This is a genomic window from Streptomyces sp. NPDC048349, assembly GCF_040651925.1.
Taxonomy (GTDB): domain Bacteria; phylum Actinomycetota; class Actinomycetes; order Streptomycetales; family Streptomycetaceae; genus Streptomyces.
This window is the reverse complement of record NZ_JBEZLA010000040.1, coordinates 29,926-47,820: the sequence shown is the minus strand read 5'-3', so window position 1 is coordinate 47,820 and position 17,895 is coordinate 29,926. Positions and strand designations below refer to the sequence as shown.

Below are 17,895 nucleotides of genomic sequence, written 5' to 3'. Positions count from 1 at the left end.
AGGTGAGCCGCCCGCGGCCGTCCAGGCCAAGAGCGGAATCATGTCCTCTCCGCGCGAGCGGAGGTGAGCCGGCCTGTTCCACCGTCGGCCCCCGGTCCTAGTCGTCCCTTCCGCGCGAGCGGAGGTGAGCCGGTCTGCTGTCAGGTAGCTTGCAGCACGGCCGCGCCCTCTCCGCGCGAGCACAGGTGTGCCGGCGGCGTGGGCAAGTCGACGACCACGCTGCACGTCCTCTCCGCGCCAGCGGAGGTGAGCCGCCCTACGGCGTCCTATGGCGGAACCCCGCCCCGCCTTCTCCGCGCGAGCGGAGGTGTGCCGGAGTGCCATGTGTGAGCACCGACCGCTGTGCCGTCCTCTCCGCGCGAGCGGAGTGAGCCGCCTTCGGGCAAGCCGGACTGAGGAGTGTGTACGTCCTTTCCGCGCGAGCGGAGGGTGAGGAAGCTTTCGCTTTGAGGCCGAAGCGGAACCATCGGACATCGAGAAGCAGCACGAGGACCAGCTCCATCCTCTCCGCGCGAGCGGAGGTGTGCCGTTCATGACGTTCACGACCAACGGCTCGGGGGCGCCCTCTCCGCGCGAGCGGAGGTGAGCCGCTGGAGCAGGACCGCCGCGTCTATCGCGTGATGTCTTCTCCACGCGAGCGGAAGTGAGCCGATCACGCCTAGATTGACGTCGAGGCTCGTCTCGTCCTCTCCGCGCAAGCGGAGGTGAGCCGTACGCCGAGTACAACAACGGCACCCCCAAGGTGTCCTCTCCGCGCGAGCGGAGGAAGGCCGGACTCCGTGTCGATCAGGGTGTCCGTGTCGTCGTCCTCTCCACGCGAGCGGAGGGGAGCCGGCGATCGTCTACGTCGCACGCGTGAGCGTGCTGTCCTCTCCGTGCGAGCGGAGGTGAACCGCTGGGTATCACCGCGAACACCGAGAAGCCAGGCCTTCTCCGCGCGAACGGAGGTGAGCCGCGCCTGTATCCGTCATCGCTCACTGGCCCAGACGTCCTCCCCGCGTGGATGGAGGTGAGCCGGCTACTCACGGACGCCGGCACCGAGCCTTACCCCCGCACGCTCAAGATCCCGCGCAATAGGATTTCATCTTCTCCGCGGAAGCGGAGGTGAACCGCGAAGCGCACGGGCATAGCTCGCGCCCTGAGAACTTCTCCGCGCGAGCGGAAGTGAGCCGTCGAGGACGAGGCGCGGTTGAGCCAGAAAGACGTCCTCTCCGCGCGAGTGGAGGCGAGCCGCCTGATGGTGGACACCGGTCCCGTCGTCGAACGTCCCCCTCAGCCCCAAGCCCGCGAGGCCCACCGGTACTCGATTGAGTGGACCTCACCCCGTCGCGGAACCGGGCGACCAGCACGGAGGTTGGCTGGTCATGAGCGATGAGAGCATGATCACCATCGAAACTCGAGGCCACGAGAAGGCCGTCCTCGAAGCGGCCCAACGGATCTCGACCCTGTTCCTGTCCAGTGGGCCCTGCCTGCTGCGGCGTACACCCGGCGAGGACGAAGTACGGGTCCTCGTTCACGCGGACGTCGACAGGGCCGTCGGCGAGGGCGGTTTTCTGGAACTGACGGGCCGGAAGGCGTAGGCTCGTTTCTGCGGTCCAGCCGCCCGCACGGGTGAGATGTCCGCCGAGGGCCTGTTCGGCGCGGGTGACGGACCCGCTAGACCCACCCATGTGATCAAGAACCTGATACTGCGCCGTCTGCCGGCGCGCCCTCTGCGCCCTTCCCGTCCTCGCAGCTCCCGCCGCACATTCCGTTTCCGCTGTTACCGGTGCGTCCGGCCCGGCCGGGGCGCGTGTTCCACTGAATATCAGAAGAAGGCGAACGAACCCGTGACGTCGCCCGCAGGCTGGACGGCCTTTCTCCGTGCGCGTGAGGAGGAGAAGCGCCTGGCCCACGCGGCCGCCGCCGACGGCTGGTAGGACCCGACCGAGCCCGGCGCCCGCGACCCCCTCGCCGAGGTGCCGCTGTACGGCGGACCCCGCCCACGCCGCAGTCGCGCAGGCCCGGTCCGCCGCCCCGCCCGACGAGGCCACTTCGGAGGCTTCGTGACCGGCGTAGACGGGGCAGCTAAGCGGCGCTGACGGCAACGAGCTCACGGACTCCGCTGATGTAGGGGTGCTTGATGTAGAGGTCGTCCACGATCTTCCGGATGGCGGGGCGGTCGCGGACCTCGCCAGGGGCGAGCCGCGCTGCGGCGAGTAGTTCGCCGACTGTCTGCTCGGGCTTGGACCGCTGCCACCAGGCGCGTGCGAGATCGGTGTGCATGCGGCCCTTGCGCTCGATGGTCGGAAACTGATCTGCGTGCAGGTTCCGACCGGCTTCGAGCGCGGTGCCGGCGTCGCCAAGGGCCCAGTGGACGCCGACGGCGTAGAGATCGACGGCCGCCGGGGTGACCGGGAAGAGGCGTCCGGCGGGGGCGACGTCGGGTAGATTGCGGGCCGCGCGGGCGGCTTCCCGGATCATGACCAGCGCCTGGTCGCGGTCTCCGGCGATGGCCGCCGTGTATGCGGTGCTGCACAGCATCTGCGCGAAGGCGGAGGCCTGCGCTTCCGTGGTGAGGCCGGTGGCCTCCACGCGGGCGACAGCGGCTTCGATGTGCCCCTGTGCTGCGGCTTCCTGGCCCTGGTGGCGGAGCACCGCGGCAAGTTCACGGGTGGCGGCGGCTGCAGCGAGCGGGGAGCCGGAAACCTCGGCGTATAGGGTGGCGCGGTCCGCGGTCAGCCGTGACTGCTTGTACTGGCCCAATTTGTTCAGGAGCTGGGCGGCGAGCGTGTAGGCCGAAGACAGGCGCGCGTAGTCGAGGTCGCGCCGAGTCTCGGATGCGGCTTGGTGGGCGTCGGCGAGCAGGGTCGGCAGCGTGCGCAGAAGTCCAGCGTGAGCGGCGGCGTCGAACTGCCCCCGGGCGGCAGCCAGGCGGGCGTCGAGCGTGCGGGCGGGGGCGCCACTGGGCTCAGGGGTCGAGGCGAGCGCGGAGTCCAGCCGGGTCAGCAGGCTGAGGGGGACGGCGAGCGCCGCTGCGGTGATGAGGGGGCGGCGGCGCATGGGATCCTCCTCGGCCAATGTCCTGTCAACGACAACTGTAGAGGCTGGTGGGGGACTTAGGCCTAAAGACGTGTTGAGGAGTGACAAGGGGACACCGACCTCAGCCGCGGCTTGCTTGAGCAGAGGCAGGTCGTGGAACCGCCCCTGTTCAAGCCTCGAGACGGTGGACTGCGAGCAGGCCAGGCGGACGCCGAGGTCGCTTTGCCGCCAGCCGCGGGCCTGACGGCCGACACGAATGAGTGAGCCTGCATGCCGGCGCTCGGCGAGCTCAAGAACGCGGCGGGAGCTCCAGAGCGGGTCAGTGCTCACGGCGCCCTCCGTCGGGTAAGCGCTCGGTCTGGCGCCGCAACTCTAGCGGCTGTGATCGGGCATGCGCACTGCGTATGCAGAATCTGCATACGCGATGCAGGACGTGGGCAACGTCGTCGGCGGGGGTCGCCCGGCGTGGTGTCGTGGTCACCAGCACACGCGGCAGGCAGCCTCTCGGCCGCCGCCTCGAGCACCATCACTCGAATGTGAGGGGAGCGCATCATGCCGAAGGACAAGGGCGGAAACGGCGGCAACGGTGGTGGGGGGAGCCACTCCAAGCCGAACCCGCCGCTGAGCGGTGGTACCCCGCCGCCCGGCAACAGCGACGGCCAGGTTCCCAACCCCGGCTCCGGTTCGGGCAAGCGCAGGAAGTAGCGCGACGACATGCATCTTGATGACCGTCAGCGCAGATTGGCGGAGGCCATGGACAGCCAGGGCCTGTGGCCGGCGGACTCCGCGTGGGTCCGCCGCGCCATCCTGGAGACGGTACCCCGGCACAAGTTCGCTCCCGACCGGCTGTGGACGTGGAACGGCCACGACGAGTACGTGCCCGTCGAACGCGGCCGCGACCCGGAGGCCTGGGCCGGACTCGTGTACGCGGCCCCAGAGGACTCGGCCATCACCCAGATCCTCGACGGTCTGCCCAGCTCCAGTCTGTCCTGCGTCGCCGTCGTCGCGGACATGCTCGACTCCCTCATCCTGGAGCCCAGCCACCGGGTCCTCGAAGTCGGCACCGGCGCCGGCTGGAACGCCGGACTTCTGGCTGCGCGCGCTGGGGCCGGGCTGGTCACCAGCGTCGAGGTCGACGCCGGACTCGCGGCGGCCGCCGATCGGCGTCTGACCGCGGCCGGCTTAGATGTCGCCGTGCACACCGGAGACGGCAACGCCGGCTGGCCCACAGCCGCGCCGTATGACCGAGTGATCGCCACCTATGCCGTTGACGAGGTCCCGTGGACCTGGATCGAGCAGACCAGGCCCGGCGGCCGACTCGTCATCCCCTGGGGCCGGCTCGGGCACGTGGCGCTCACCGTCGCCAATGACGGCAAGTCGGCGACGGGCTGGGTGCAGGGTCTGGGGATGTTCATGCCCCGCCGCGGCATCGACCAGGGCCGTGATTACCACGCCATCCGTGGCGACGGCCCACCTGACCGCACGGTCCGCGCCGAACAAGACCTTCGGCCGCTCACCGAAGCGCATCTGCTCTTTGCGCTCAGGGTGTCCCACCCGGACATCCGGATTGCCGCCGGCCAGACGGAGGAAAGCCTCACGGTCCGGCTACACGACGGCGTCAGCTCCTGGGCCACCGTCACCACCGACCAGACGGGCACCCTGGCGGCGTACGAAGGCGGCCCCCGCCACCTGCTGGCGGAGGTCGACGCCGGGCGGCGGCACTGGGAGGAACGTGGCTCCCCGGAGCTGTGGGACTTCGGAATGACCGTCACACCCGACGGGCAGCACGTCTGGTCCGGTACCGCCGAGGCCGGACCGTACATGCCCTGACGGCTGTCGGTGCCCTACGGCAAGCTGGCCGGGGGGGTGGCCTCCTCGATGTGAGCGAGGAGGACACCCACGGAACTAGCGGCGGTTGCCGACGTGGCCAGTGAACGCAGCCCAGGCAGCGTTCGAGAAGCCGAGGACAGGCGCCTGCGGGTCATCGAGGCGCTTGGAGTCCCGGACGTGAACGGCGCCCGGCTGCGGACACGCCTCCACGCAGTTTCCGCTGGGGTCGCCGCTGTGGGAGGACTTGAACCACTGCCCGTACGGGCGGTTGGTATCGGTGCTGGTCATGCTGTTGTTACCTCTCGGGCTAGTCGTTGGAGAAAGGCCGGGGTCTCGTGGGCAGGCAGGGCGCCCTGGGCGAGGTAGTCGAAGCGCCGGACGAACTGCTTGACCGGCCTCGGCTTCGACAGGCACTTGACGCCTTGGTCGACGGTGCTGCTCGCGACGACGACCGGGTCAGGAAGTTCCTTCCGGTCGAAGTCCAGAACGTGGAACTCTCCGAAAACTCGGTAGGTGGGCGCGGAGAACGGGATGATCCGCACGGTGACGTTGCGCAGTGAGGCGAGACGCCCAATCTCCTCGTACTGCTCCAGCATGATCTCCACACTGCCGACCATGTTCCGCAGTGCGGATTCGTCCATGATGCAGACGAGTTCCATGCCCTCTTCGGTGATCCGCTTCTTTCGGGTCATTCGGACCTCGACCGCGTTCTCCACGAACTCGGTCGTGCGATCATCCGCGATCCGCGCAGACTCGATTAGCGCGCGCGCATACCACTCGGTTTGGAGGAGGCCGTTCACCACCTGCGTAGTGCACACCTTGGCACCCTTGGCCCCGGACTCGAATGCGAGGAAGAGGTTCATGCCGGATGGCATGGTCGACGACTTTGGGCTCCACCAGTCTCCCCCCTTGGCGTTGCGGTACCAGTCGGCGAGCATCTCCTGGCCCTCGAACGGCACCTTGTACTCATCGAGGAGCTTCATCAGCTGGTCTATGCGCTCGAACCCGCTATGCCCGGACTCGACCTTGCTGATCATCGAGGCTGACCGGAGTCCGATCGCCTTCGCCGCCTGATCACCCGTCAACCCAGCTTGTTCCCGTAGTCGGGTGAGTTCGGCGCCGAGCATGATGCGTAGGAACGTTGGCCCTACGTGTGCCGCCAAGTGATCCTCCCCTCCGATTCGGGCTGTCTGTTCCGATGGTGACAGCCCCTGCGCGCTTCATCGAGGGCCCTGTCTGTCCGCTCGTGCTTCCTGTTGGTGCTCTACGGGCCCCTGTGCGCTTCCCGTCATATACCAATTCACTTTCCTAGGCAATTGAGTCGGCACAGTCGGTTGCACGTGAACTCCCGTTGGTAGGACCGTAGTCGAACCGCCCAACGGCGCCGGCCAACCCCCCGCGCACCGGCTCCGGGCGGCCCCACCGTGCGGGACCCGGGCTCCTCCCTGCCCAGAGCGACCCAGGTCCCGCACGGACTCAGACGGATGGAGGCATGTCGTGCACAGCGCTGTTCAGAAGTGGATGGACCGCGACAACGCGGCGTACGCCTGGCAGTCCTGGTTCGCCGGGGGTGATGGGCGGCGGGTGCCGCCGATCCTCACCGACGGCTGATGTACCTGCGTCAGAACATGCTGAACGAGGCGACGCACGCGTTGCGCCGTAACGGAAGGACACCCCGGGTCGCGCTGTATCTCTGCACCCGGTCGTATGACCCGGACCCGGCAGAGCAGTTCGACCTGCTGTACGCCGTCGCGAGTCAGCGGGGGATGCGGGCCGGGGCGGAGTTCACCGACGGCAACGGGCCGACCGCGATTGCGCAGCGGACGGGTCTGCTGAAGGCCCTCGAGCAGGTAAGGCAGGGGTTCGTGGATGGCCTGCTGTGCCCGGCCTTCGAACACATCAGCCCGCATCTGGATGAGTACGAGCGCGTGCTGCGAACGACGGCTCACCGCCGATGGTTCGTGGCGCTGAGCGACCCGGAGACGACGGCCGGGCTGTGACCGGCTTAGTGGACTGGATCTTGAAGGAACGGCCGGTCGACCGGGACGGCTTTGGCTGGCGCCAGTGGGTGCTCCAGCTGTTGATCGTCCTGTGCGTGCTGGCGTTGACGGCCGCCTATGCGGTGGCCGTGTTGAACAACGGAGAGGATGACCATGTTCGAGGCGTACAGCGACAGCCGGCCGCCCAACCCCGTGGAGGACCGCGGGCCGGACCAGGAGCACGAGAAGACGCCGGACCTGTTTGCCGATGCGGGCGCCGCACCGTCCGGCCAGGGGACCGGCCGGGACCGCCTCCTGCACTTCCCTGAGAACGCCCGATGAAGGGCCGCAGTGCCGTGAGCGTCGAGGACTGGGACCGCTACCACCAGGAGGGCCGTTCGGCGCGCATCCTGGGGAACGCGGAGATACAGAAGTTCTTCGATCACGCTGGCCCCCGGCAGGGCATGCAGGCCCTCGACCTGGGGTGCGGCCGCGGCGCGTGGACGCGTCAGATGGGCCGGTACGGGATCCGCACGGTGGGCTACGACTACAGCCCGGTCGCCCTGGCCGCGGCGCGCGCCGGCGGCCCGTACTACGGGCAGGTTTCCTTCGAGCGGTGCGACCTCAACGCCGAGGGCATTCCCGTGACCGTTGAACCGGGCTCGGTGGACATCGTGTCGATGCGCATGAGCCTGGAGCACCTGGACCGGTACCGGCTGATGGGCGACGTGAGACGGATCCTGCGGCCCGATGGGCTGGCCTATGTCATGACGAAGGTCACCGAGGAGGATCCCCTCGATCCGCTGGAGCGCGGGCTGAACCCGGACCAGTTCGACGAACTCGTCGAGGGCTGGTGCTCGGCCAGCCCGTACCGGGTCGGCATGCACTGGGTGATGGTGCTGCGCGAGCCTGTCGGCTACTGAAGGTCTCCCCCGGTCCGGATGGATGTGCGGGGGGTGAGTACGCGGGCGGCCAGGTGACCCAGGGCGGGGACGGCTGCTCCGCGAACGGTCCCCGCCGGGACTCTGATCACCGGCGGGGACCGTCACTGAACGCCTGCCCTCTGCCGGTGGATCAACATCGGAAGGCCCGGCAGAGGGCGGGCTTCCGCCCCGCGCTGACCGCGCGGGGCCGCCGTCCAACCCCTCATTCGAGGCGAAGGGATCCGACGTGAGGACCAGCCCCCCTGCCGTCAGGGCGCGCCCTTCCGAGGGACAAGTGCCCGGAGTTCCGTGGATCGTGCCCTGGACTGGCCAGCCACGAATCCTCGGAGAGGTCGTGGCTCGCCCCCACGGGCTCGCCTACACCGACGAACTGCTCGCCGACCGCGGCCCGCACGGGGAACTCCTGCTGCGTGGCCTCGGGCCCGCCCCCCACGGCGGCCGCGGCAAGCCTCTGTTCGCCCGCGTCAACAACCGGCGGCAGCGGCGCGCGATGCGCTACCTGCTGTGCCAGGTGTGCGGCCAGCCGGCTGGCCGCACCGCCGCGGGCACCCTGTGGGTGATCGACACCCCCTCGTACGCCGCAGTGGCCGCCGAGGGGTTCGACGTCGGGTTCAGGCAGCCGCCCGTCTGCCTGCCCTGTGCCCAAATCGCTGTCAGGGTTTGTCCGGAACTCAGCAAGGGCTATGTCGCCCTGCGGGTCCCCGAGGTCCGCCTCGTCGGGGTCACAGGAGTGCTCTGCGCGGCAGACCCCCAGCCTCACCACCCAGGCGAAATTCGGGTACTCGACCGTTCGGCCACGATCGCGTACACCGATCCGCGGCTGCCGTGGATGCTGGTCGGCGAGATCCGCGCCGAGCTTGTAGGTGCCACCCCCGTGGACCTGGAAGCGGAACGGGGCAGTGCGTCATAGCACCCACATCGAGGGCTCGGCCCCGTTGCACCGCGCCGAAGAGGCACCTTCCGCGTAAGGCAGTCTCCTGCAATCCGGTCTGCACCAGCCGGCCGGCACGCGGCCAGCGGCACCTAACTCGCCGGTGCTCACATGCTGGGGCCCTTCCGTGCTGCCCGTCGATCCCGCGGCCCCGCCGCGCGAGGGTGCGGTGCCGCTCCTCCTCCGGAAGGGCCGGCGCCCGTGTCCAGCCGTACGCAGGCGCCCCGGCCGCCCGTTCGCGCGGCCGGCCGTCCCCCAAAGGCACCCACCTGTACGACCGAAACCACCTCGTGCAGCGAACGTCGGAAACCCCCAAGAGACAGGAAGCTCCCGTGTTCATCGACATCCCGAGCGAACTCGAAGCCGCTCTGATCGACCTCCCTCTCCCTGAGTGGGAGCTGGACGGTTCGTTCCTGGCGAAGTCCACCATGGAGCGGTACCGGACCGAGCTGACGGCCACCCCACGATTCGAGGAGACCGCCGCCACGCTGCGCCACGCGCTGACCGGGGAGGGCGGCGGCTACGCCGTACTGCGCCTGGGGAACCTCGCCAAGACGCTGGGGACCGACGGCGACCGGTTCCTGCGGCTGGCGACGGGCTTCGCGGCTGAGGTTGCGGTCCCCTTCTCGCCCTTCCCGTGGTGGCCCCTGTGGAAGGACATCGGGGTCAAGGTCGACAAGGACCCCGGCAAGTCCAGCGGCATCGGGTACAACGCCTTCCACATGGACTTGGTGAACGCGACTCTGCCCCCGGAATACACCACGCTCCTGTGCGTCCGTCCCGACCCGCTCGGCGGCGGCCCCAGCATCCTCTCCGACGCACACGCGGCGGTGGCGCGGCTGTCGGAGGACAGCCGCGCACTGCTGGCCGAGTCGGCCTACCACTACGGGACCTTCTTCGACCTGCACGGCGTGGGCGAGGAGTGCAAGCCGTTCCCGATCCTGGACGGCTCCGGCCCGGGTGAGAGGTTCGTCCGGTTCACGGCCAAGATGCTGGAGAGGTCCCAGCTCGGCCAGGAACACGCCAACGCCGCCCGGGAGCTCTCCGAAGAGCTCGTCCGGGGGCATGTCTCCTTCATGCTCCAGCCCGGGGACTACCTCATCGTGAACCAGCGCCGCTTCCTGCACGGCCGGGAGGCGCTCCACAGCGGTCAGGAGACCATCCCGGTCGCCGAGCGACGGCTGCTCCTCCAGTTGTTTCTGCGTGCGCCGTCTGGCGACGGCTCGGCCGCGTAGCGGGGCCCGGCGGCACCGGTGCCCCACCGAGTGCCGCCCCCAGGTCCAGGGCTGAGCACGCGGCACTGCCACGGGGCACGGACCCGGTCGGGCACCCCCAGAAACGGGAGGCGCACCGGGCTCTGCGGACGCGCGTACGGATCTAGATGCGCGAGTTGCGCAGCGACTGCCACACAGCGCCGGTCAGCGCCCGGGTCGCCCGCGGAAATGACAGCTGCTCGTGTTCGCGGTACAAAGTCCAGTTGTATTGCACGAGCGACAGCTTGTTGGAGGACAGCGATCCCGCCTGGCCGGCCCTGTACACCGCAAGCGGCTCAGCCAGACCCCGGGCGGCAGCGCCGTCCCGCATGATCGACAGCCAGAGGGCGTAGTCCTGGCGCTTGCGCATCTCCGGCATCAGCCTCGTGCCCAGGGCATTGCGGTCGTACATGGCAGTGAGAGCACCGATGTGGTCTCGGACCAGCATCGCGCGGTAGTCCACGTGCCCCCGCGCGCGGACCACCCGACCGTTCGGTAGCCAGTCGGTGCTCTCGCCGTCGTAGTCGGCGTCCATCTTGAAGTACGAGGTGAACGTCAGCGGCGCATCGCCTTCCGCGGCGAAGGCGAGCTGCTTCTCGGTCTTCTCCGGAAGCCACATGTCGTCGCTGTCGAGAAAGGCGATGTAGTCCCCGCAGGCCCGTTCCATCGCCAGGTTGCGGGCCCGGCCCGCACCACCCCGTTCGGGTGCCGACTGTGGCCGAACCCGCTCGTCCTGCTCGGCGAACTCGCGGAGCAGGTCCATGGAGCCATCGGTGGACTGGTCGTCGGTGACCAGCAGCTCCAGATCGCTGTGGGTCTGCGTGAGCACCGACCGAACCGCTGCGCTCAACGTCGCTGCCGAGTTGTACACGGGCATCACGACAGACACCAGGGGCACAGCGCTTCTCCTTGCCAGACCAGGAACGACGGTCCATTCAAGCACCGCAATCGAGTAGGAGCTGCCATGCAGATAGTCGTCGCTGGTCAGGGCTACGTAGGGCTTCCCCTGGCCGTACGCGCCGCAGAGGTGGGTCACCGTGTCGTCGGATACGACGTGGATCCGAGGCGCGTCCAGCAGCTCGCCGCCGGCGATCCGTACGTGGAGGACGTGGTTTCCTCGCGGCTGCGCACAGTCCTGGAGACCGGCGCGTACTCGGTGACCGCCGACGACAGCGCGCTGGCCGGCTACGACATCGCGGTGATCACGGTGCCGACCCCGCTGCGGAATGGCGTGCCCGACCTGACCTGCATCGAGGCCTGTGCCCGGACCCTGGGCGAGCACCTGCGCCCCGGCGCGACCGTGGTCTTGGAGTCCACGACGTATCCCGGCACCACCGAGGAACTGCTGCTGCCGAAACTGGAGAAGACCTCGGGTCTCAAGGCCGGGGCGGACTTCCGGGTCGGATTCAGCCCCGAACGCATCGCCCCGGGCAACAGGCGCTGGTCGTTCGAAGGGACGCCGAAACTGGTGTCCGGAATCGACGCCACATCACTCGAAGTGATCAAGGGGTTCTACGACGGCATCTTCCACACCACGGTGCCGGTGTCCGGGCCCAAGGTCGCCGAGCTGGCCAAGCTGATCGAGAACACGTTCCGGCTCGTCAACATCTCCATGATCAACGAGCTGGCGACGCTGACCGACCGCCTCGGCGTGAACATCTGGGAGGCGATCGATGCCGCCGGCACCAAGCCCTTCGGCTTCACCCGATTCACCCCCGGGCCGGGAGTCGGCGGACACTGCCTGCCCGTCGACCCGCTGTTCCTCGCCTGGAAGATCCAGGAAGAGCTCGGCGTCCCCTTCCGGTTCGTGGAACTCGCCGCCGACGTGAACCACCACATGCCTGACTACGTCGTCCAGCGCATCGTGGCCGCGCTGGACAACCGCGGCGTGCCCGTGGCCGGAGCCCGGATCCTGCTGCTCGGCCTGACCTACAAGATCAACGCCACCGACCTCCGCAACTCACCCTCGGCACGTGTCGCCGAACTCCTGACCGACCTCGGCGCCGACGTCCGCGGCGCCGAACCCAACATCCCGGACGGCGCCGACACCGAGTTGCCAGTCCGCAGGGTCGACGCGACACCCCAGGAGGTCGCGGCCGCCGACGCCGTCGTGCTCCTCATGGACCACGCACGCTTCGACCTCCCCATGATCCAGCAGCACGCGACCTGGGTTCTCGACTGCCGCAACCGCATGGCCGGCACGAATGTCGAAGTCCTCTAGCACTCTCCCTGACCGGCCCCGACCCTCCACCCCAGGAGTTCTCCTTGCGCGACGAATGGGAGCACGCCCACACGGCCTACACCCTGCCCGCGCAGCGCCGCAGCCCCGCCTCGCTGGCCGACAGCGAGACCGACTGGCGCCACTACCTGGAACACTCGACCCGCAACGGCTGGCTGATCCGGAACAGCGCCATGACCGAAGCGCTCGTCAGCGGAAAGCCGCTGCACCTGATGCACCTCACCAGAGGAATCGACGCCATCCGCACCAGCGGGCAGGTGCACGTCTCCGCCGGCTGCCTCGTCGGGGCCCTCTACTGCTCGCCCCTCACCCCTCACCGCGGGGGGCTGCGCCCCCACAACCTCGGCGCCTACCTAATGCAGACGAAGCCGTCCACCACCCCCCTGGTCTTCGAGGTCACCCCGGACGCCCCGGTGCGGCCCAAGGGCATCGACTACCTGCATCTGGGCGCCATCCACCTGCGCACCTACCTGCGCTACCAAAACCTCCTCACCCCCGCCGAGACCGACCAGCTCGAACACGCCGTCCTGGCCGGCCTGCTCGCTGCGGCCCCGTTCCTCGACCTCGCCCTGCGCAACGCCACCGGCCACGCCACGCCATCACCCGAGTTCATCGACCAGCTGGCCGACGCCGTCCCCCACGTGCCCTTCCTCGGCTACCTGTACTTCGAGGTGCTGTCCGAATACCTGATGCTCCACTCGACCACGCCCGAGACCAAGACCTACGCTGCGGAGGGGGAGCTGAACAACTGGCTCTACAAGCGACTCGCATTCGCCGCCGTGGACGGCATGGACCAGCTGTTCGACCTGGCCCGCTTCAATCCGCGCCACCACCGGCTCGTCCAGCTCATCGAAGGCCTGGAAGCGGATCTCGGTCCGGGGGTCGCCGAGTACGTCCGGCGAAGGCTGTCCCACCTGCTCGCCCGGACTGCACTGGACCCGTCCCAGGACGCGTCATCGCTCACCTTCCAGGGCGCTGAGCTCGATACGCTCCAGAAGGCCGCTCCGGCACTGATCGGCCAGATGGTATTCCGCGAGATCCGGTACATGAAGCGCTACGGCCAGCTGTACCACTGCTTCGAGAAATCCAAGGCTCTTGAAGCGTGGGAATACTGGAACGGCGAAGGAATACCCACACCATTCAATGGAGTCCTCCCGAAGGGAGAGATCGGGATACATCCCGTCTACCCCCGATCATCGGTCAGGGTCTGGATCGCAGAGCAGGACGGCAAGGGACGCTTACATCCGGTCGATGAAGTCATGGCCGTCGTCACACCGCACCTGGCGTCCTGGTGGGCACCTCCCCGCCAGGACACGATCTAGGCACGGCCGAACGGTTCACGAGCCGAGTCGGCCATGAGGCGCGATCTCCAATTCCAACCCAACGGTTACCGTAGATTGGGGTTCCGCATGACCGCCAAATTCCTGAACATCCTGACCGGCATCAACCGCCCTTCCGCGCCTTCGTCCGGAAGCATGATTCTCGTCAACGATCTCTACGGCGTAATGCCTGAGACCCACACGACCTTCCTAGGCAGGGAACCGGTCGATCAGGCCTGGCAGGCGGTGTTCGGGCAGCTGATTGCCCTCTCCACGATAAAGCGCCCCCATGGCCCCCACTTCGAGGCGTACATGGACGAGCTGACGTGTGAGGTCGGTGCGCTCATCGAGAAGATCCAGCCGCACGTCATTCACGCTCAGTACCTCGGGTTCGCTCTCAGCCAGGCCTTCACGCGAACCGCCAGCAACATCCCGATCATCGCCATCGCGCACGGCCCTGATGTGATGGTCGCCGAGCGCAGCGCGTGGGAGCGCGAAGGCCTGAACGAAGTCGCTGCTGCCAGCGCCGCGATCGTGGCACCGACCTTCGCCCTCGCGGACCGCATCGACCGACTCACGGGACACCAGTTCACCGACCGGCTCACCGTCATCCCGTGGGGTATCCATCTGAGCGATGCCCGGGTACGCGATCACCCGGCGAGCGGAGGCGGACCCCTGGCTCTGGTACACGCCGGCCGACTCGACGACAACAAATCCACGATCACCGCCGTTGAAGCCCTCGCCCTGACCGACCAGCCGCACCACCTGACCGTGATCGGCCACGGAGTTCTACGGGGACATCTGGAACAACAAGCCGTGGAGCTCGGGGTACGGGATCGCGTCCAGTTCGAGCCGTTCCTGCCCCGCGCTGAGCTGTGGCGCCGCCTGCCACACTTCGACGCCTTCGTCGGCACGACCAGGGGCCTTGAGGCCTTTGGGCTCGTCCTCATCGAGGCCCAAGCCCACGGACTGCCGGTGGCCTACTCCAACCTTCCCGAGGTGAGGGAGATCCTCGGAAACACCGGCGTCCCCTATACCCCCGGAGACCCACAGTCGCTAGCCACGGCCATGGACGAGCTGGGCCGTGACGCCCACCACCGCAAGGCGCTGTCAGAAGCGGCTCTGATCAACGCGCGCCGATACGACATCAAAACCACCGGCCGTCGGCTTCGCGAACTAACGCTCCGCGTTGCCTCCTGACCGCCGTGACGCAAGCCACCTCATGGGTGTGTGTAACGCCTGACGGGGTCACTACGTCTACAGGAATGACCCGGGGCACTCAAATAGAGATCTGATCATCACCAGCAACCGGGCGCCCAGCGACTGGTATCCCCTCTTCCCCAACCCGGTCGTCGCCGAGTCCCCCCTGGACCGACTCATCAACACCAGCCACCAGTCATCATGAACGACCCCAGCTACCGCCCCAACAAGCGGCCCAGGACCCCTGCTGCCAAAACGTCGACCAGCTAGGCCAGGCCGCTCGCGGCATATGAGAAGGTCATCCGCATGGCCGAGTCCTGGATCTTCAGCGATGGCACCGTCCCAGCGTCGCCCGCGGCGGCGCTGGCGGTGCTTCGAGAGCGAATCGATGCTGGGCAGCTGGAAACATGGCTCACCAGTTCACGTGGTCGTTCTCTGGCCGTCATCACGAACACCAAGCGCGCGATGGTGATGCTGCTTGATGACGAAGGCGATCCCGGCGAGCACGCCGTCACACCGGAAGCAGCCGGCCGGAGCAAGGGCTTCATCCTGGCCAACGGCCAGCACGACGAGTACCTCGACGAGGACACAGTGCCGCTGCCCGAAGCACTGCGGATCGTCGACCACATCCTCGCAGCAGGCGCCCCACCGGGCGACACAACGTGGTTGGTCGACAGATAGAAGACGGCAGCACCTGGGGAATTATGTGACCGCAGCCCTGGGGAATTACGGGCTCTGTCGGGGATCTTATGATGTCGCAGGGTCACGGGCCGGGAAGTACATGTTGGTGTAGGAGATCGAGGTCTCCGTGTCGTGCGGGGCGGCCCAGGCCGGCGAGGACGTCGGTCCGGGATGAGAACGTTTCCCGTATGGCCGACACAGACGAAGCAGAAAACGACGTTGAGCATGCCGTCATCGCTCACTACCGCCTGGCCGACGCTGGCCTCGGCGATCCAGCCCAGCGAGAGGCCGTCCGCCAGGCCCAGTCCCTTCTGAGCGAGGCGATCGAGCAAGCTGACGTCGGCGAGTTCGACGGGAACGAGTACGGAGACGGCGAGGTGGTCCTCTACGCCTACGGATCGGACGCCAACGCACTCTTCGCCGTCATGGCACCCATCCTGAAGGACCTGCCGTTCCGGCCGGCGCACGTCGTCCTGCGCTACGGCTCCGTCGATGACCCATCGGCTGGGGAGCATCGCGTCGACCTCTGACGAGACGAGTCACGAGCTCCTAGCCAGACGGGCTTTCGGGGCAAGCCGAGCTCCGCCTGAAGGATCTTGCGATGTCGCAAGGTCATGGGCTGAGGAGTACGCGCTGGCGTAGGAGGTCGAGGTTGGCTCGGCCATAGCCCATGCGTTTGAGGAGTTTGACGCGGGTGACATGGCCTTCGACCTGGCCCGAGCTCCATGATGTGGAGAGCCCCGCGGTGACGGCGTCGAAGTCGCGCCGCAGGCCGATGACCAGGGAGTGAAGTGCTGGGAGATCGTCGGCCAGGACCCGATTCATCCAGTCGGGGAGCTGGTCTCCCCGGAGGTGGTGGAGCATCTCGGCGAAGTCGTGGACGTGACGGGCTGCGGCGTCGAGATGTGGGCAGGCGGTACGGATCTCCTTGAGTTCCGCGGCGTCTGCGGGGGTGAGGTGTTCCGGGTTCGTCAGGATCCACCGGACGACGCGTCGGGGTTTCGGCGCCGGCCTCGGTTGTGGTCGGGACACCCGCTGGTGCTTCCGCCCTGGTTGGCGGGGCGGCTTGAAGGAGCGGAAGTAGCGGCGGACGCATTGGACACTTCCGGTGAATCCACGCTCTCGCAGTTCCCGGTGGAGCTGGGGAATGTCGTGACAGCCGTCCAGCCAGCGGGCGTGAAGGTACGGCTTGTGCTCGTCCAGTACCGAATGGCGTCCGGTTGCCTTGACCAAGAGCTCGTCGAGGCTGCTGGCGCGGGCGAATGGCGGACGGTGGAGTGGTCGAGCCGCAGCGTCCTGCGGATCGCCCCCAGCGATTTCCCTTCGGTCAGGAGCTTCTGGACCGCCGCGTAACGCTCGGCCGTGCGGGCCACCAGGCGCCGGGGCTGGCCCAGCACGTCAAGCGTGCCGTCAGGCGGAACGAACGGCACGGGCACCGGCTCGGGCTGCTCCGTCGCGACCGGGGCCTGGACGATCTTCTCCGCCGTGACCAGGGACTCGGCGAACGCCTCCCGGATACATCCATGGTGCGAGCCGACCGTTTTCTCCAGGGCCTCGGCGATGTTTCGCCACAGGTGCCAGGCATCAGCGACCTGCATCGCTTGCGGGGCTCCGGTTCTGGCTCCCTCGGCATAAGCGCCGGCCCGGTCGCGGCAGATGACCTCCACTTCCGGGTGCTGGCGAAGCCATGCGGCCAGCGGTTCGGCGTCCCGGCCGGGTAAGACATCGATGGGCCGACGGGCTTCCAGATCAACCAGGATCGTCGCGTAGGAGTCGCCCTTGCGCAGAGCGAAGTCGTCCACTCCCAGATACCTGACCTGGCCGGCCGGCTGCTGCGGAACAGAGCGGAGCAGGTCCAGCATCGCGTCCTTGGCGATGCGGATGCCAAGCATCGCGGCCAACCGGGCACCCGGCCTGCCCGCCAGTGTCAGGGCGATCGAGGCAAGCATCGATCTCAGAAGCGTGGTCTGCCGCGCATGCGGCCTGGTCAGTCCCTCGACCTGTTCGGCGAACGTGACGGACGGACACCGATCGCTCAGGCACTTGAAGCGCCGCACCACCAGCTCGATCACCACCGCGTTGCCGGCAACCGGAGCGTCGCCGAGCAGGCGGACGTACCGGCCGTGCACCCGCCACGACGGCATCCCGCACTGTGGGCATCTCATTGGCAGGGTCTGACACCCCGCCCGAAGCGTGATGACCTTGCCCGTTCTCTTGATCGACTCGATGACAACACCGGACAAATGCGGCAACAACCGCCCCAACACCCCTGAACCGCACACCCGAAGACTGCCCAGCTCAACCCTGCGACATCACAAGATCCCCGACAGAGCCGAATTACGCGATCGTCCATACTCCTACCGCCTCGCCAGCGCCCGAGCCCGAGCCGAGGAGCCGGTCAAGGCCAGCCGGTGGCACCCGTCGCTCCGGTGGCACCCGTGGCACCGGTCGCGCCCGTGGCTCCGGTGGCACCGGTCGCGCCCGCGGGGCCCGTCGGG

At 68.0% G+C, this 17,895-nt stretch carries 19 protein-coding genes and 1 CRISPR repeat array (1 of these 20 only partly in view); of the genes, 13 read left to right on the top strand and 6 right to left on the bottom strand.

Annotated elements, in window-relative coordinates; genetic code table 11:
- Window positions 1–431: direct repeats of the CRISPR family, unit length 22 nt (it extends 751 nt beyond the left edge of the window).
- A 933-nt stretch (window positions 432–1,364) separates the two neighbouring features.
- Window positions 1,365–1,580: a hypothetical protein gene (locus tag AB0D44_RS21960; protein WP_362593553.1), complete on the top strand. Its 216-nt coding sequence runs from the start codon at window positions 1,365–1,367 to the stop codon at window positions 1,578–1,580.
- Window positions 1,581–2,067: 487 nt separating this feature from the next.
- Here the strand turns inward: AB0D44_RS21960 and AB0D44_RS21955 are convergent, their stop codons facing one another.
- Window positions 2,068–3,351, bottom strand: a complete 1,284-nt coding sequence (locus AB0D44_RS21955; RefSeq protein WP_362593550.1) for a helix-turn-helix transcriptional regulator — start codon at window positions 3,349–3,351, stop codon at window positions 2,068–2,070.
- A gap of 222 nt (window positions 3,352–3,573) precedes the next feature.
- On the opposite strand from AB0D44_RS21955, the gene AB0D44_RS21950 reads away from it, so the two are divergent.
- The gene (locus AB0D44_RS21950) at window positions 3,574–3,726 is read left to right on the top strand and encodes a hypothetical protein (protein WP_362593547.1); all 153 of its coding nucleotides are present in this window, start codon (window positions 3,574–3,576) and stop codon (window positions 3,724–3,726) included.
- Between the two features lie 9 nt (window positions 3,727–3,735).
- Complete coding sequence (locus AB0D44_RS21945) at window positions 3,736–4,851, top strand: methyltransferase domain-containing protein (RefSeq protein ID WP_362593544.1); 1,116 nt, start codon at window positions 3,736–3,738, stop codon at window positions 4,849–4,851.
- A gap of 75 nt (window positions 4,852–4,926) precedes the next feature.
- Here the strand turns inward: AB0D44_RS21945 and AB0D44_RS21940 are convergent, their stop codons facing one another.
- Together AB0D44_RS21940 and AB0D44_RS21935 are read right to left on the bottom strand one after the other, a co-directional pair.
- Window positions 4,927–5,139, bottom strand: a complete 213-nt coding sequence (locus AB0D44_RS21940; RefSeq protein WP_362593541.1) for a DUF397 domain-containing protein — start codon at window positions 5,137–5,139, stop codon at window positions 4,927–4,929.
- Complete coding sequence (locus AB0D44_RS21935; RefSeq protein WP_362593538.1) at window positions 5,136–5,978, bottom strand: helix-turn-helix transcriptional regulator; 843 nt, start codon at window positions 5,976–5,978, stop codon at window positions 5,136–5,138. The genes AB0D44_RS21940 and AB0D44_RS21935 overlap by 4 nt, the downstream gene beginning before the upstream one ends.
- Before the next feature lie 483 nt (window positions 5,979–6,461).
- Between AB0D44_RS21935 and AB0D44_RS21930 the strand changes: the two genes are divergently transcribed.
- The 5 genes from AB0D44_RS21930 to AB0D44_RS21910 all read left to right on the top strand — a co-directional run bounded on the left by AB0D44_RS21930 (window position 6,462) and on the right by AB0D44_RS21910 (window position 9,940).
- Window positions 6,462–6,851: a hypothetical protein gene (locus AB0D44_RS21930; RefSeq protein ID WP_362593536.1), complete on the top strand. Its 390-nt coding sequence runs from the start codon at window positions 6,462–6,464 to the stop codon at window positions 6,849–6,851.
- A gap of 147 nt (window positions 6,852–6,998) precedes the next feature.
- Window positions 6,999–7,172, top strand: a complete 174-nt coding sequence (locus AB0D44_RS21925; RefSeq protein ID WP_362593533.1) for a hypothetical protein — start codon at window positions 6,999–7,001, stop codon at window positions 7,170–7,172.
- Window positions 7,169–7,753 carry a class I SAM-dependent methyltransferase gene (locus tag AB0D44_RS21920; RefSeq protein WP_362593530.1) on the top strand — a complete coding sequence of 195 codons (585 nt, stop codon included), beginning with the start codon at window positions 7,169–7,171 and terminating at the stop codon, window positions 7,751–7,753. The genes AB0D44_RS21925 and AB0D44_RS21920 overlap by 4 nt, the downstream gene beginning before the upstream one ends.
- Before the next feature lie 355 nt (window positions 7,754–8,108).
- Window positions 8,109–8,684 (top strand): hypothetical protein, encoded by a 576-nt coding sequence (locus AB0D44_RS21915; RefSeq protein WP_362593527.1) that lies wholly within the window; start codon window positions 8,109–8,111, stop codon window positions 8,682–8,684.
- A gap of 353 nt (window positions 8,685–9,037) precedes the next feature.
- Window positions 9,038–9,940: a TauD/TfdA family dioxygenase gene (locus AB0D44_RS21910; protein ID WP_362593524.1), complete on the top strand. Its 903-nt coding sequence runs from the start codon at window positions 9,038–9,040 to the stop codon at window positions 9,938–9,940.
- Between the two features lie 142 nt (window positions 9,941–10,082).
- Here AB0D44_RS21910 and AB0D44_RS21905 read toward each other — a convergent pair whose 3' ends face one another.
- Window positions 10,083–10,856 carry a glycosyltransferase family 2 protein gene (locus AB0D44_RS21905; RefSeq protein WP_362593521.1) on the bottom strand — a complete coding sequence of 258 codons (774 nt, stop codon included), beginning with the start codon at window positions 10,854–10,856 and terminating at the stop codon, window positions 10,083–10,085.
- A gap of 66 nt (window positions 10,857–10,922) precedes the next feature.
- Here AB0D44_RS21905 and AB0D44_RS21900 point away from each other — a divergent pair, with 66 nt between their 5' ends.
- The 5 genes from AB0D44_RS21900 (at window position 10,923) to AB0D44_RS21880 (ending at window position 15,927) form a co-directional block, all read left to right on the top strand.
- The gene (locus AB0D44_RS21900) at window positions 10,923–12,179 is read left to right on the top strand and encodes a nucleotide sugar dehydrogenase (RefSeq protein WP_362593518.1); all 1,257 of its coding nucleotides are present in this window, start codon (window positions 10,923–10,925) and stop codon (window positions 12,177–12,179) included.
- Between the two features lie 44 nt (window positions 12,180–12,223).
- Entirely contained in the window at window positions 12,224–13,519 is a 1,296-nt protein-coding gene (locus tag AB0D44_RS21895; protein ID WP_362593515.1) for a hypothetical protein, read from the top strand.
- Between the two features lie 87 nt (window positions 13,520–13,606).
- Window positions 13,607–14,716, top strand: a complete 1,110-nt coding sequence (locus AB0D44_RS21890; protein ID WP_362593512.1) for a glycosyltransferase family 4 protein — start codon at window positions 13,607–13,609, stop codon at window positions 14,714–14,716.
- A gap of 306 nt (window positions 14,717–15,022) precedes the next feature.
- Window positions 15,023–15,397, top strand: a complete 375-nt coding sequence (locus tag AB0D44_RS21885; protein WP_362593509.1) for a hypothetical protein — start codon at window positions 15,023–15,025, stop codon at window positions 15,395–15,397.
- Between the two features lie 188 nt (window positions 15,398–15,585).
- Window positions 15,586–15,927 (top strand): hypothetical protein, encoded by a 342-nt coding sequence (locus AB0D44_RS21880; RefSeq protein WP_362593506.1) that lies wholly within the window; start codon window positions 15,586–15,588, stop codon window positions 15,925–15,927.
- An 82-nt stretch (window positions 15,928–16,009) separates the two neighbouring features.
- Here AB0D44_RS21880 and AB0D44_RS21875 read toward each other — a convergent pair whose 3' ends face one another.
- Together AB0D44_RS21875 and AB0D44_RS21870 are read right to left on the bottom strand one after the other, a co-directional pair.
- Entirely contained in the window at window positions 16,010–16,429 is a 420-nt protein-coding gene (locus AB0D44_RS21875; RefSeq protein WP_362593504.1) for a transposase, read from the bottom strand.
- Window positions 16,369–17,664 carry an ISL3 family transposase gene (locus tag AB0D44_RS21870; RefSeq protein ID WP_362593502.1) on the bottom strand — a complete coding sequence of 432 codons (1,296 nt, stop codon included), beginning with the start codon at window positions 17,662–17,664 and terminating at the stop codon, window positions 16,369–16,371. The genes AB0D44_RS21875 and AB0D44_RS21870 overlap by 61 nt, the downstream gene beginning before the upstream one ends.
- Between the last annotated feature and the right edge of the window lie 231 nt (window positions 17,665–17,895).

Coding starts and splice junctions, on each gene's coding strand:
- AB0D44_RS21885 (WP_362593509.1), top strand. CDS start 15,023: ATGGCCGAGTCCTGGATCTTCAGCGATGGCACCGTCCCAGCGTCGCCC.
- AB0D44_RS21880 (WP_362593506.1), top strand. CDS start 15,586: ATGGCCGACACAGACGAAGCAGAAAACGACGTTGAGCATGCCGTCATC.
- AB0D44_RS21960 (WP_362593553.1), top strand. CDS start 1,365: ATGAGCGATGAGAGCATGATCACCATCGAAACTCGAGGCCACGAGAAG.
- AB0D44_RS21950 (WP_362593547.1), top strand. CDS start 3,574: ATGCCGAAGGACAAGGGCGGAAACGGCGGCAACGGTGGTGGGGGGAGC.
- AB0D44_RS21945 (WP_362593544.1), top strand. CDS start 3,736: ATGCATCTTGATGACCGTCAGCGCAGATTGGCGGAGGCCATGGACAGC.
- AB0D44_RS21920 (WP_362593530.1), top strand. CDS start 7,169: ATGAAGGGCCGCAGTGCCGTGAGCGTCGAGGACTGGGACCGCTACCAC.
- AB0D44_RS21935 (WP_362593538.1), bottom strand. CDS start 5,978: ATGCTCGGCGCCGAACTCACCCGACTACGGGAACAAGCTGGGTTGACG.
- AB0D44_RS21940 (WP_362593541.1), bottom strand. CDS start 5,139: ATGACCAGCACCGATACCAACCGCCCGTACGGGCAGTGGTTCAAGTCC.
- AB0D44_RS21925 (WP_362593533.1), top strand. CDS start 6,999: ATGACCATGTTCGAGGCGTACAGCGACAGCCGGCCGCCCAACCCCGTG.
- AB0D44_RS21890 (WP_362593512.1), top strand. CDS start 13,607: ATGACCGCCAAATTCCTGAACATCCTGACCGGCATCAACCGCCCTTCC.
- AB0D44_RS21900 (WP_362593518.1), top strand. CDS start 10,923: ATGCAGATAGTCGTCGCTGGTCAGGGCTACGTAGGGCTTCCCCTGGCC.
- AB0D44_RS21930 (WP_362593536.1), top strand. CDS start 6,462: ATGTACCTGCGTCAGAACATGCTGAACGAGGCGACGCACGCGTTGCGC.